The organism is Levilactobacillus fuyuanensis, from assembly GCF_003946395.1.
GTDB lineage: Bacteria > Bacillota > Bacilli > Lactobacillales > Lactobacillaceae > Levilactobacillus > Levilactobacillus fuyuanensis.
Genome location: NZ_RHNZ01000006.1, coordinates 15,553 through 29,071 on the forward strand (window position 1 = coordinate 15,553; position 13,519 = coordinate 29,071).

12 protein-coding genes are annotated in these 13,519 nt (G+C 47.9%); 10 read left to right on the forward strand and 2 right to left on the reverse strand.

Annotated elements, in window-relative coordinates:
- The first annotated feature begins 24 nt into the window (after positions 1–24).
- The 3 genes from EKM73_RS03935 to EKM73_RS03945 all read left to right on the forward strand — a co-directional run bounded on the left by EKM73_RS03935 (position 25) and on the right by EKM73_RS03945 (position 2,690).
- Positions 25–800, forward strand: a protein-coding gene (locus tag EKM73_RS03935) for an IS5-like element ISLpl3 family transposase (RefSeq protein ID WP_125700689.1) whose coding sequence is annotated in 2 segments (ribosomal slippage) — positions 25–349 and positions 349–800 — 777 coding nt in all. Because the reading frame shifts where the segments join, the coding sequence is not laid out codon by codon here.
- 25 nt (positions 801–825) lie between these two features.
- Complete coding sequence (locus tag EKM73_RS03940; protein ID WP_191988612.1) at positions 826–1,614, forward strand: restriction endonuclease subunit S domain-containing protein; 789 nt, start codon at positions 826–828, stop codon at positions 1,612–1,614.
- A gap of 158 nt (positions 1,615–1,772) precedes the next feature.
- Positions 1,773–2,690, forward strand: a complete 918-nt coding sequence (locus EKM73_RS03945) for a site-specific integrase (RefSeq protein WP_125700690.1) — start codon at positions 1,773–1,775, stop codon at positions 2,688–2,690.
- Here the strand turns inward: EKM73_RS03945 and EKM73_RS03950 are convergent.
- Positions 2,683–3,312: a restriction endonuclease subunit S gene (locus tag EKM73_RS03950; RefSeq protein ID WP_125700691.1), complete on the reverse strand. Its 630-nt coding sequence runs from the start codon at positions 3,310–3,312 to the stop codon at positions 2,683–2,685. The genes EKM73_RS03945 and EKM73_RS03950 overlap by 8 nt on opposite strands.
- Before the next feature lie 6 nt (positions 3,313–3,318).
- Between EKM73_RS03950 and EKM73_RS03955 the strand changes: the two genes are divergently transcribed.
- From EKM73_RS03955 to EKM73_RS03980, 6 genes are all read left to right on the forward strand, one after another.
- Positions 3,319–3,843, forward strand: a complete 525-nt coding sequence (locus tag EKM73_RS03955; RefSeq protein WP_125700692.1) for a restriction endonuclease subunit S — start codon at positions 3,319–3,321, stop codon at positions 3,841–3,843.
- 349 nt (positions 3,844–4,192) lie between these two features.
- The gene (locus EKM73_RS03960; protein WP_020090404.1) at positions 4,193–4,381 is read left to right on the forward strand and encodes a 2-hydroxymuconate tautomerase; all 189 of its coding nucleotides are present in this window, start codon (positions 4,193–4,195) and stop codon (positions 4,379–4,381) included.
- Positions 4,382–4,557: 176 nt separating this feature from the next.
- Entirely contained in the window at positions 4,558–6,057 is a 1,500-nt protein-coding gene (gene glpK, locus EKM73_RS03965; RefSeq protein ID WP_125700693.1) for a glycerol kinase GlpK, read from the forward strand.
- A 65-nt stretch (positions 6,058–6,122) separates the two neighbouring features.
- Positions 6,123–6,989, forward strand: coding sequence for a helix-turn-helix transcriptional regulator (locus EKM73_RS13005; RefSeq protein ID WP_125700694.1), 867 nt, complete (start codon positions 6,123–6,125; stop codon positions 6,987–6,989).
- Between the two features lie 144 nt (positions 6,990–7,133).
- Entirely contained in the window at positions 7,134–8,768 is a 1,635-nt protein-coding gene (locus tag EKM73_RS03975; protein ID WP_125700695.1) for a glycoside hydrolase family 43 protein, read from the forward strand.
- A gap of 711 nt (positions 8,769–9,479) precedes the next feature.
- Entirely contained in the window at positions 9,480–10,628 is a 1,149-nt protein-coding gene (locus tag EKM73_RS03980) for an ArgE/DapE family deacylase (RefSeq protein ID WP_125700696.1), read from the forward strand.
- A 375-nt stretch (positions 10,629–11,003) separates the two neighbouring features.
- Here the strand turns inward: EKM73_RS03980 and EKM73_RS03985 are convergent, their stop codons facing one another.
- Positions 11,004–11,816 carry a Cof-type HAD-IIB family hydrolase gene (locus EKM73_RS03985; protein WP_125700697.1) on the reverse strand — a complete coding sequence of 271 codons (813 nt, stop codon included), beginning with the start codon at positions 11,814–11,816 and terminating at the stop codon, positions 11,004–11,006.
- A 218-nt stretch (positions 11,817–12,034) separates the two neighbouring features.
- Between EKM73_RS03985 and EKM73_RS03990 the strand changes: the two genes are divergently transcribed.
- Positions 12,035–13,405 carry an RsmF rRNA methyltransferase first C-terminal domain-containing protein gene (locus EKM73_RS03990; protein WP_125700698.1) on the forward strand — a complete coding sequence of 457 codons (1,371 nt, stop codon included), beginning with the start codon at positions 12,035–12,037 and terminating at the stop codon, positions 13,403–13,405.
- Positions 13,406–13,519 lie beyond the last annotated feature (114 nt).

The following is a 13,519-nucleotide window of genomic DNA, read 5'->3' on the forward strand; positions in this document are numbered from 1 at the left end:
GGAAAAACGAATCGAGGCATTCCGATGACAACACCTAAACGATACGAACTGGAAGATGCTCAGTGGGACCGAATCAAAGGATACTTCCCGCCATACCGGACTGGCCGTCCATCAAGCCTAGACAACCGTACCGCCCTCAACGCTATCCTCTGGCTCATGCGCAGCGGGGCTCCTTGGCGTGATCTACCTGAACGCTATGGCTCTTGGAAAACGGTGTATAGTCGCTTCCGAGCCTGGGTAAGTTCAGGCTTGTTCGAACAGGTTTTTCTCGAATTGATTGACGATCCCGACATGGAAAACTTGAGCTTAGATTCAACGATCGTTCGAGCGCATCAAAAGGCCACTGGGGCAAAAAAAACGCCGAATGTATGGTCGAAAATCAAGCTATTGGACTAAGTCGAGGTGGCCGAACGACCAAGATTCACGCACTCGTTGACGGATTAGGGAATCCCTTGGGTTTTCGCCTAACAGGTGGTCAAGTACATGATAGCCAAGTTGCCAGTGAGTTGCTGGAAGGCTTCGATATTTCTCAATCAAATATTATCGCGGATAAAGCCTATGGCACCGCGAAACTTCGCCAGTATATTAAAGATAAAGCAGCCGTCTATACCATTCCGCCAAAGGAAAATACCAAAGACAAGTGGACCTGTGATTACCACGTTTATTGTGAGCGCCATTTGATTGAGAACTTCTTCAATCAGTTGAAGAACTTTCGTAGGATTGCAACGCGTTATGATAAGCTCGCTCATGTTTATCTGGCTACGGTTTACATTGCCTCAATTTGCATCTTACTTAAGTAGTTTTCAGACGGACCCTAGTTCATATTTGAAATTTGTTAAGATATATTCTCAGCGTTCAGGACAACCAGGAATCAATTCAAAAGAGTATGGTCAGTTTTCTCTTTCAATACCTGTTGTTCGAAAAGAACAATATAAAATTAGTTCTATTCTATCTTATGCTGATAACCTTATCGTTGCCAATGAGAAAAAGGGACAACAGTTAAAAGGTTTGAAGAAGTTACTCATGGAGAAGATATTTTCTCAGGCCTGGAGATTCAAAGGATTCAGTGACCCTTGGGAGCAGCGTAAGTTAAATGAGATTGCTGTTATTAATCCGAGCGAGAGTTTACCATCAAGATTTAATTATATTGATTTAGATGCTGTTAATCATGGGAAAATAACGAAGAGGAAAGAACTGTCTCTTGCTGAGGCTCCTTCAAGAGCACAACGAGTTGCTCATTTAAAAGATGTTTTTTTTCAAAACGTTCGCCCATATCAGAAAAATAATGTGATTTACTCTAATGATTCAATTCCAACGGTATTTTCGTCAGGATACACACAAATAAGAACTAAGATTGACTCTGAATTTATGATATCAGCATTGGAGGATGACTTATTTGTGCATAGTGTATTGTTGCACAGCACAGGAACTAGTTATCCGGCTATATCATCAAAACAATTAGGTGATCTTGAATTGTCTATACCTGAAAAAGAAGAGGCTGAACGCATTGGTGGCCTTTTCAATATGGTTGATAGCCTTATCGTTGCCAATGAGAAAAAGTTGGACCAACTCAAACAATTGAAGAAATACTTGATGCAAAATATGTTCGTTTAATTAATTTTGCAAACCTCATGTCCATCGCTTGTGATGGGTGATAGGTTACTTAAAAATCGATTCGTATCACTCGCGTTTTGAATAATATTTCAGGTATAAATAAGTTGTTTAACATCGTGATGGTTAGATGGCTTATTTATTTTGGGGAGGAATTCAAAATGACGGAGGATACTAGATTTTGTCAGTATTTCAAGCAATGGATGGAATTGTATAAGTGTGGAGCTGTGCGGCCCGTGACGTATCGGAAATATGAAATGACACATAAACAGTTGGCGATGTTAGCCCCTGATCTCATGATGTGTGACCTAACGCGTTTAACTTATCAGCAGTTGTTGAATGATTACGCTGAAACCCATGAAAGACAAACGACAATGGATTTTCACCGACATCTCAAGAGTTCCTTGCTAGATGCGTTGGAAGAGGGCCTAATTGCTCGTGATCCAACACGCAAGGCAATTATCAAAGGAACTGCCCATCAGCAGCACAAGATTAAATATCTCCATCAGTATGAACTGCAAGCATTGCTGAATGAGTTAGAACTAGAGGGTGAAGTTAACTGGGACTACTTTATTCTGTTGATTGCCAAGACTGGTCTTCGATTTGCCGAGGCCCTTGGGGTTACACCGGATTCGTTTGACTTTGCCCATCAGACGTTGACGATTGATAAGACTTGGGACTATAAGTCTAAAGTCGGTGGCTTTGCGCCAACTAAAAATGAATCATCAGTTCGTAAAATTCCTTTGGATTGGCAGACGGTTATTCAATTTTCACAGTTGACGAAGCACTTGCCACCAGACCAACCTATCTTTGTTAACGGGCAAATTTATAACGATACGGTCAATCATTATCTGGAGCGCGTGTGTAAGCACGCCCAAGTGCCAATAATTTCGGTTCATGGCCTCAGACATACACACGCGTCCTTACTTCTATATGCGGGCGTAAGTATTGCATCGGTGGCTCGAAGATTAGGCCATTCGAATATGACAACAACACAGCAAACTTATATTCATATTATTCAAGAATTGGAGAATCAGGATAACGATAAGGTAATGAAACATTTGGCAAGCCTTATCTAAAGTATTCAAAATTAATTAAAGAAGTAGGACTAAATTGTGCTGATCTAATTAGTGCAATTTTTTCTTGTCGTTCATTGGCAACGATAAGGTTATCAATCTTGCTGAGTCCATCTACAATCCTACGTTGTTCAGCTATTGAAGGAACTTCAAATAAATAAGCAGACAGTTCTCGTCTATTTATTTTCGGCATACCAGTTCTCATTGAAAGCATTGTAGAGTATTTAAAAAAGGATTGTGTCTGTAGTAGGTAAAAGATAAAGCCCTGACTTATTCTTTTATTGTTTTTAGAATTTAATACATAAGTATCTGCGCTAGAAAGTCCTTCAAAATTAGCCCAAATATATTTGCCCAATTGTGGGTTGATCTTCCCGTAAATGACATCTCCTTTAAAAAAGTGGAATTTATTAGAGATAAGGTTTTCATCACCCACTGTTTTCACGTTATCTAAAAGGCGTCCTGAAAATCCTTCAATGTTGCCTGGACCTACGTGCAAAAAATCTTGGTATTTTCTATTCTTTGGATCTACCATTTCCGTTGAGATAGAAATTACCTCTCCAAACTTACGCTGCTCCCAAGCATGACCTGACTTTTTAAATAATAATCGACTCTTACTTGGGAGCAACGTAAGTTGGGGGAATTATATCAAGTTTACTCAGGTCAGACCCCATCTAAGAAGGATTTAAAGAATTATTCATCCTTTGGTACCCCTTGGATTAGAACAACAGAGTTAAACAATTATGAAATTATTGGTGCAAATATATTTTTGTCGAACAATGGTGTTAAAAATCTTCGTGTTTTAAAAAAAAATAGCGTATTACTAGCGATGTATGGAGGACTAAGTCAAATTGGGAGAACTGGAATATTAACGTTCTCAGCTACAATTAATCAGGCATTATCTGCGTTTGAACCGAATTCAAGTATTGATCCATATTTTTTATTAGCAGCTTTAAATACACGAGTTTCTGAATGGAGACCGCTGGCTGCAAGTAGTAGAAAAGATCCTAACATAACTAAAAGTGATGTCGAAAATTTCATATTAAGTTATCCCAATTTAGAAGAGCAAATCATAATTTCTAAAATTTATAAATCGTTTAGTGAAGCTATCGTTGCCAATGAACGTTGCCCATATCCAGCAAAACAGAACGCTAAGTGATATTAATAAATATCATTTAGCAAAAAGTTATGAATAACGTTCAAATAAAATTACTAAAATTGATTTAAAACACAAATGATTCGAAGCAAAATAGCCAAGAAAACAGTCAAAAATACATCAAGCAAAGCAAAATTAAACAAAATTCAATTATCAACGAATTACCTGCATATTAATACATGCAATCTGGCCAAATTTATCCAAACTATCGATATTTAGTTTAGTCAATCAAATAATCAATAACGCCTAACAATCATCACCGGCCACAAACAATATTTCACCGTAAATTCTTGTCGCTTACCGCATTAACCGGTATAATAGCCATATTCATACAGAGAAGGGAACGAAAATAATGCCAATTGTTAACATTGATTTGATTGCGGGCCGTTCACAAGCCCAACTCAAGGCTTTAGTTCAAGACGTGACGTCTGCTGTGACCAAGAACACGGGTGCTCCAGCCGAACACGTCCACGTCATCTTACGCGAAATGCAACCCGACCGTTACGGTGTGGCCGGCGTTTTGAAGAGCGACGAAAAGTAGTAAAAATTTCCAAAATCTTATAAACCGCCACCAACCCCGATACTCTCGCCTTGGTGGCGGTTTCATTTACAAAAACATTTGGCGCGGCGAGCACTTTTCGGTATACTGGTAACAAGTGCGACATCACGGTGGATTTAGGCCGTCGCTTACAACGAATGAATGGAGAGTCTATGACAATGAATGATCAACAATACATGATGGCAATTGACGAAGGGACGACGAGTACCCGGGCTATTTTATTCGACCGGCACGGCCAAATTGCGGGACAGGCACAGCGGGAATTTCACCAGTATTTTCCTCAGCCGGGTTGGGTCGAACACGATGCCAACGAAATCTGGAATGCGGTTCAATCCGTCATTTCTGACGCGCTGATCGACTCCGACGTGCAGCCTTACAAGGTGCGGGGAATCGGGATCACCAACCAACGGGAAACCACGATCATCTGGGACAAGAAGACCGGCGAACCCATCTACCATGCGGTCGTTTGGCAGTCCAAGCAAACCAGTGATCTGGCCGATCAACTGAAGGCAGACGGGTACACCGATGCCATTCACGACAAGACCGGATTGGTCATCGACTCCTACTTCTCTGCGACCAAGATTCGTTGGATCTTAGACCACGTTGAAGGGGCCCAGGAGCGCGCTGAACGCGGCGAACTGCTCTTCGGGACGATCGACACCTGGATCCTCTGGAAGCTGACTGGTGGCCGCGTACACGCCACGGACTACACCAACGCCAGTCGGACCATGCTGTACAACATTCACGATCTGAAGTGGGACGATGACATCTTGAACTGGATGAACATTCCAGCCGCCATGCTACCCGAAGTTCGCTCATCTTCTGAAATTTATGGCTACACCGCTGGGTACACGTTCTCTGGGGTCCAAGTGCCGATTGCTGGTATTGCTGGGGACCAACAGGCGGCTTTATTTGGCCAGACTGCCTTTGACAAAGGGATGGTCAAGAACACTTACGGTACCGGGGCCTTCATCGTCATGAATACCGGGGAAGAACCAACCTTATCTCACAACGGTCTGCTGACCACGATTGCCTATGGATTAAATGGCAAGGTTACCTACGCGCTGGAAGGGTCGATCTTCGTGGCCGGTTCCGCCGTGCAATGGTTACGTGACGGGATGCGCTTCTTCGAGCACGCCGGCGAATCCGAAAAGATGGCGGTCGACGCCAAGACGACCGGGAACGTTTACGTCGTACCAGCCTTTACCGGGTTGGGTGCGCCGTACTGGAACCAGGAAACGCGGGGGGCTGTCTTCGGTCTGACCCGCGGGACCACGCGCGAACAGTTCGTGCGGGCAACGGTGGAAGCCATCGCCTACCAGACACGAGACGTCGTGGACACCATGACCAACGAAACCGGGTTGAATATCCAATCCCTGAGCGTCGATGGTGGGGCGGCCAACAACAACTTCCTGATGCAGTTCCAGGCGGATATTCTCGATACGCCGATCAAACGGGCGGCCATCAACGAAACGACCGCGCTGGGGGCAGCTTACCTGGCTGGTTTAGCCGTTGGGTTCTGGCCCGACATGGATGCCATCCGGAAGATGCACGCCTTGCGGGATGAATTCACCCCACACATGGCTGCTGACAAACGAGAAAAATGCTACAAGGGCTGGCAAGCCGCTATCAAGGCGACCCAAGCCTTCGAAGATTAAGTGATTGTTTCGCTACCACCGGCCCGCGTTGGCTGGTGGTAGTTTTTGGTTAGGAGGAGAACTGGATGGCAATCGACTATTTGCCGGTAATCAACACGCACTTTACACTGTTTGGCGGTCATCAGGAGACCGTTCCCGCCGACTGGCAGTGGCCGGCCGAGGAGCATCCGGCCTTTGAGCTGATGTACATTTTAAAGGGCCGGCAGCGCACCATTACCGAAACGGGTGAGGTCGTTTTGCAGGCTGGGGAATTCACGGTGATTCCGATTGAGACGCGTCATACCAATTACGCGTTGGACCATCGACCGATGACATACTTCTGCATGCACTTTAATCTGGACGACCCGGCCTTACGCTACCTGTTGATTCGCGAGTATGCTGGCCGGGTCATCACGGCGGCCGATGCAATTTATCCAGCGTTGCGGGCCCAGGCCGAGCACCTCATGGCGATGATTGGTCCAGACTATAATTTGGCCGATCAATTGGACTTACAGGTGAGCGTGATCGACGTCATCATGACGTTGGTCAAGGACCTGAAGGCCGCCGGAAAATTCACACCCCAGACCGCCGACGTGGACCAGTTCATGCTCTGCCACCAGTTAGCCGGTGACCTGAAGGCCCAGTTGGACTATCAGATCTACCACGCCGCCGAACCCCAGCAACTGTCCGTAGCGAAGATCGTTGCGGCCCGGAATATCTCGCAGAGCTACGCCTTGAAGCTATTCCAGAAGTATTATCATGAGTCGCCACAGCAGTATCTGATCGCACTCAAATTGGCCACGGCGAAGGAACTCCTGCGCCAGCCCAAAGCCCGAATCAACGCGATTTCGGCCAAGTTGGCTTATGCGTCTCCCAGTCACTTCACGCGAGAGTTCAAGAAGCATTTCGGGCAAACGCCTCGCGAGTACATGCGTCAGGAAAAAATCGAATAGTACGAATTAGGGATAGTTCTATACGGATTATCCTCTTTTTTTGCTCTTGAAAACGCGTACAATATTTATTGTAAGCGCTTAATGAAAATTGCTATTTAAAAATGACCGTCAGTTAGCGGTCACTACTCAAGGAGGAGTTTAGTCATGACTGAAATTCAAAACCCAATCCTACCCGGCTTCACCCCGGATCCTTCAATCCTGCGGGTCGGTGAGGACTACTACATTGCCACGTCAACCTTTCACTGGAATCCTGGGATTCAGGTCTACCATTCCAAGGACCTAGCCAACTGGGAGCTCATTGCCCATCCGCTGGCCGACGTTCCCGAGGTGGATCTGCGCGGGACCATGACACCGGGTGGCATTTGGGCCCCAGACCTGTCCTATGACAAGCAGACCAAACTATTCTGGATGACCTACAGTAAGATGAATAATCAAGATGGCCGGATGTTTGACGCCGATAACTACACCATGTCGGCCGAAAGCATCATGGGACCTTGGAGTAAGCCCGTTTACCTCAATTCCATCGGCTTTGACCCGTCACTGTTCCACGACGATGATGGCCGCAAGTGGGTCGTTACGTTGGAATGGGAGACCCGGCTGGGCTATCAACATCCCGGAGCAATCGTTCTGGAAGAGTTCGACCCTAAGCAGGGCAAGTTAATCGGCGATCCCGTCCGGATCACGCGTGGCGGCACCGACCGTGGGGCCCAGGAAGCACCGCACCTGTACAAACACGACGGCTACTACTACCTGATGACGGCAGAAGGTGGGACCGGCTACGGTCACGCGGTCGTCCTGCAGCGGTCTAAGAACATTGCCGGGCCATACGAGTCCGATCCCCAGAATCCGATTATTACGTCGACACCGTACTACTATTACCGGCGTAACGATCCAGATGCCGGGCGTCCGGACCTGTACAATCCAGATGCACCGCTACAGAAGGCGGGCCACGGGTCATTGGTTTCTACCCAAACGGGTGAATGGTACGTTGCCCACTTGTCAGCGCGGCCATTGCCTGGACTACACTCTATTCTCGGCCGGGAAACGTCGCTCCAGAAGATGGTGTGGACGGATGACGGCTGGTTGCGGATGGCCGATGGCAGTAACTTGGCCAAGGCCTCGACGCCGGGAATGACTGGCGTTGAGCTGGAACACGCCCAGCGACCATTTACGTTGATTGATGACTTTGGTAAATCAACGCTGGACCTGCACTGGCTCACACCCTATGGTCGTCCAAGTAAGGATTGGCTGACGTTGCAAGACCAAGGCTTACGGATGCGCGGACGTCAGTCGTTCTTCTCTCGGATGGACGTCTCCCTGATGGCCACGGCGGTTACCGGATTCCACGAGACGGTGACGACCAAGTTAAAATTTAAGCCGATTCATTTTTCACAGTCAGCAGGGCTAGTCCTGTACTATGACAACCACAACTGGCTGTTTGAACGCTTGAGCTATGATGAACGCAACGATCAAACGGTGCTAGACGTGGTTCAGGCCAAGGATGGCGAACGAACCGAACTCGAGCCCATCAAGATTCCGGTGGCCAGCTCAGCAGCCGAACTGCGGGTCACGACCGATGATGCGCAGGCACAGTTCTCCTGGCGTGAAGACGTCAACGCCAAGTGGGTGCCAGTTGGCAAGCCAGTCGATATCAGCTTCCTGTCCGATGAGGATGTCGATGGCTTCACTGGGCTGATGGTTGGTATCGGTGCTTGGGATGCCTACCGGCGGGAATCATACGCCGACTTCGGCTGGTTCATGACGGAGACACAGGGTTAATCGTGGAACAATAAGTGCATGATTGCTGTAACCTGGTCGCACTGCGGTGGCCAGAGACTCCGGCTTAGGTTGAGTTTCTACAAAAATGTTGGTGCTCACGATTAACACTGGCGTCTCGATTCATGATGTCGCAATTGTTTGATGCCGGCTAAGCTAGTCAAATTTGATGTTAGTAATTTTTGCCGAAATCAGGGCGATTGCTACAAAAGAATGTGAATTTACAGTAAAAATACTGATTGAAAGCTTTGCCTGGAGAAAAAGCATTTCCCCTTAGTAAGGCTTTTTGCTATATACAAATGGAGTGAAATTATGTGATTGCTATATAGATCAAGGATCTTTTTTGAGTATTTGGTTTATATTGAACTAATTTAGACTAAATGTTAGAAGTAACTCATTTTGAAATCCTTATTTATCAGTCGTATGTAGTATACAATTTGTTTTGTGTAATTATTTATCAAAATGATGAGACTAATTTGGCAATTTTTACATTAGTAATAGTATAGGGGTCGTTTAGACGAGAGAAGGCAGATTTCAAAAGGGCTCAATTTCTGTGGCAGAGCAGAAACAAAGGGGTCAACTGTAGGCAGCATCCAGAGGATAGAGTGTCTAGGACAATGACAGATAAATTAGTCCCAAATTCTATGTGGGGGCAAATAAGTGAGATTCACAATTATTTGCGTTAAAATCAACTTAACTAAGGAGGAATCAGCGATGGCAGTGTTTACAGATGAACAGAAATTACAGATTCTCACGGATTTGGTGGCGATTCGGTCGGTTAACGATCATGAGACCGATGTGGCGACGTATCTTCAACACCTGTTCGCCCAACATGATATTCAAGCGCAACTCGTTTCCTTGAGTGACTCACGAGCTAATTTGATTGCGGAAATCGGTTCCGGACATCCAGTGTTCGGCGTTTCCGGTCACATGGATGTGGTTGCTCCGGGCGACAGTAATGCCTGGGCCTCCGATCCGTTCCAGGTCACGGCACGTGCCGGAAAGCTCTATGGTCGTGGTATCACGGATATGAAGGCGGGACTCGCGGCGCTGGTCATCGCGATGATCGAGCTTCATGCGGCCGGACAGCCCGCTAAAGGTACGATTCGACTAATGGCAACCGTCGGCGAAGAAGTCGGTGAGACCGGCTCTGAGGCCTTCTATGAGGCCGGTAATATGAACGATGTCGATGGCCTGCTCATCGGGGAACCCACCGGCTATCACATTTTCTCCGCCCACAAGGGGTCCATGGACGTTAAGCTGACCTCGAAGGGTAAAGCGGCGCACAGTTCAATGCCCGAACTGGGTCAAAATGCCATTGATCCACTGTTATCGTTGTTGGGGCAGGCAAACGAGGCCTTTCGTAAGACTGACCGTGAAAACGCCGCTCTCGGGAAGCTGACCTTCAATACGACCGTCTTCAATGGTGGCGACCAGGTCAATTCGATTCCAGCAGCGGCCACGGCGGAAATGAATATTCGGACGATTCCCGAGTTCGATAACGCCACGGTCACACAGGTCTTGCAACAGCTAGTGACGCAGGAAAACGAACAGGGTGGTCAGGTGACCATGGATATTTACATGTCACAATCACCTGTTGAGGAACCTAAAGACAATTCACTGAGTAACTTGGCGGCCACTATTGGGGCGACCTATGCAGGAGCACCCGTACCCAAGCTGGCGTTACCAGCGGTTACTGATGCTTCCAACCTGTTAAAAGATAAGGGAAACAATTACCCATTCATCGTCTTTGGTCCCGGCAACGAGACGGCGCATCAAGTTGACGAATATGTGGATCAGCAGATGTACTTGGACTTCACGGAACTCTATCAGAAGTTAATGACATCATATCTTGAGGATTAACGGATTTCAGGGCTGAAAGTTTTTTTGGATGATTAATTCGAGCTCTGTTGAGGCAATTGCTTGATATGATTGTATCCGTAATTTGATTCGTATAAAGGGTAAGAGTTAGCTTAGCCGGAGGCGGTCAGGGATGGCGCCAGCCGTGACAACGGTGTTAGACCAGGTGATTCTCCTGGCCTTACAGCGTGGGACGTGTTTGGAAACTCGCCTGAATCTGGCGAGGTTTCAAACCGAGCTGGAAGCCAGCACTTTGGCTGTAGGCGGTCCCCACAGCGGCAGAATCCCTGACGGCCGCAGGCGACAACTTCTTCTTATCGGTCAGACAATCAAAAAGCGCGTGAGCCCCCAATCGAGTTCACGCGTTTCGTGTCATAACTATTCAGCTAGCTTGAGATAGTCTTGCAGGTAAGTGGCTAGGCCGTCATGGTCATTATCGAATGTGGTCATGTCATTGGCCAGACTCTTGATTGGTGCGGTGGCGTTTTGCATGGCCACGCCCCAACCGGCGTAATCGATCATTGCGGCATCGTTATGTTCGTCGCCAAAAGCAATGATGTTTTTCCGGTCAATCTGATAATGGTGAGCCAGCACTTCAACCCCGGTGGCCTTCTGAACGCCCTTGACGCCCAGTTCAACCACGGCGTTAGGGCCGCCCCATGGTGCCGCGTCCACGACATCGTTGAAGTTGTGTCGCAGGTAGCTCAGCAGGTGGTCCTCATGACTGCGGTCAACAGCGACCGTCAGACTGATCGGGTTTTGCTGAAGCGTCTTTTGATTTAAGATTTCGTTGGACTGCAGTACGGTTGGGAAGAAGCCAACTTCGACGGGATGGTCCCGTACGGCCAGAAAGAGATTCTTGCCTTCGGCGGCAATCATGTTGATCCCCAGTTCGGCACGGTGAGCCAAGAGGTCGAAGGCGACGTCCTTACTGAACGTATACTGGTATTCGTCATGCCAGTGTTGATGGGGGATGTGGCCCAGACTCCCGTTGAAATTGATCATTGGACCATCCAGATGTAATTCATCATAAAAGTTTGCGGAGATGCGGTTCGGCCGACCCGTCACGATACTGACGATGTGACCGGCTTCACGCGCCTGAGTCAAAACGGCTTTCGTCTTGGCAGAGATCTGGGCGTCCGCATTTAAAGTGGTGCCATCAAGGTCGATGGCGATTAATTTTCGTTCCAACAGAGAACACCTCGCATTAGTGATTTAGAGTCGTGTAGGTGAAGCAAAGTAACCCTCTCAATGTAACATATCTCGCCGCGACTTGCATCCATTTCAACTAGCTGTGGGGTAGTGCTGGCCGGTCGAAACGGGTATAATAGGCAGAGTGAATTTGAGCGAATTAGCATTATGTATATAGCAAATAAATCAATTGTAGGATGCAAAATGGAGGAATAACGGTGAATTTACCTGAAGACTTTATCACGAAGTACCGCGACCTATTGGGCTCAGAAGCCGATGACTTTTTAGCGAGTTTTGACACGCCGAGTCTGAGTGGCTACCGGGTTAACCCGGCCCATCATGATTTGCCAGCCAAATTAACCGCGGCTGAGCCGGTTCCGTATGAACCACTCGGCCACTTCGGCACGGTTGGTGGGCGGACGTTGATGCACCAGAGCGGGGCCGTTTACAGTCAGGAACCGAGCGCCATGTTTGTCGGTGCCACGGCGGCACCCCAGCCGGGCGAGAAGGTGCTCGATCTGTGTGCCGCACCTGGGGGGAAAACCACTCATTTGGCCAGCTACTTACAGGGAACGGGTCTGCTAGTGACCAATGAAATCAACCGGAAGCGGGTCAAGGTGTTGGCAGAAAATGTCGAACGCTTTGGCGTGCAATCCGCGCTGATTTTGAACGAGTCACCGGATCGTTTGAGTCCGGTTTTCCCCGACTACTTTGACAAGGTACTGGTCGATGCGCCATGTTCAGGCGAAGGGATGTTCCGCAAGGATCCCGATGCCATGTCCTACTGGTCCCTCGATTACGTTCAGGACTGTGCGACACGACAACGCGAAATCATGACGGAAGCCTTGAAGATGGTCAAACCCGGTGGTCAGTTGATCTATTCGACGTGTACTTTTGCACCGGAAGAGGACGAACAGATGATGGCCTGGGTGTTGGATAACTTCCCAGAGTTCCACCTGGTGCCGATCAAGAAGGTTGGTGGCGTCGTGGATGCTCGTCCAGAATGGGCTAACGGCAATCCAGAGCTCAAGAAGGCTGCGCGGTTATTCCCACACCTGATGAAGGGTGAGGGTCACTTTGTGGCGAAGCTCGAACGGGACACCGGTGATGTACCAGCTGTTCACGGCCAAGCCAAGTTGGGGACACAGTTGACGGGTGATCAACGCAAATTGTGGCAGGCCTTTGCCACCGAAGTTCTGGGGCAAGATTCGTTTGACAATTTGATCACCGTCAAGGATCAACTGTTTGCCGTACCGGCCGGATTACCCAATCTGAAGAAGTGCCACGTTTTCCGTCCCGGCTTACATTTAGGAACGTTCAAGAAGAACCGCTTCGAACCGGCCTACGCATTGGCCTTAGCGAGCGACCCGCAAAACGTGGCGCAAACACTGGCTATCACCACTGATCAGTGGCGGGCCTGGGTTCACGGCGAAACCTTCACGTTGGCGACGGCGCCACAGAAGGGCTGGTACCTATTGACGTGTGACAGTCAGCCGGTTGGTTTCGGTAAGGTCGTTGGCGCGACGGTGAAGAACTTCTTCCCTAAAGGGCTGCGCTTTACGGTCTATGATGAAGATCTGCAGGACTAATGACGATTTAATCAATTAAAGAGTAATCAAAAATCCCCATAGCACGGCAACACTGGCTTTTAACAACCATGTTTGTCCTGCTATGGGGATTTTCTAAATTTTAATGTTTGTAAG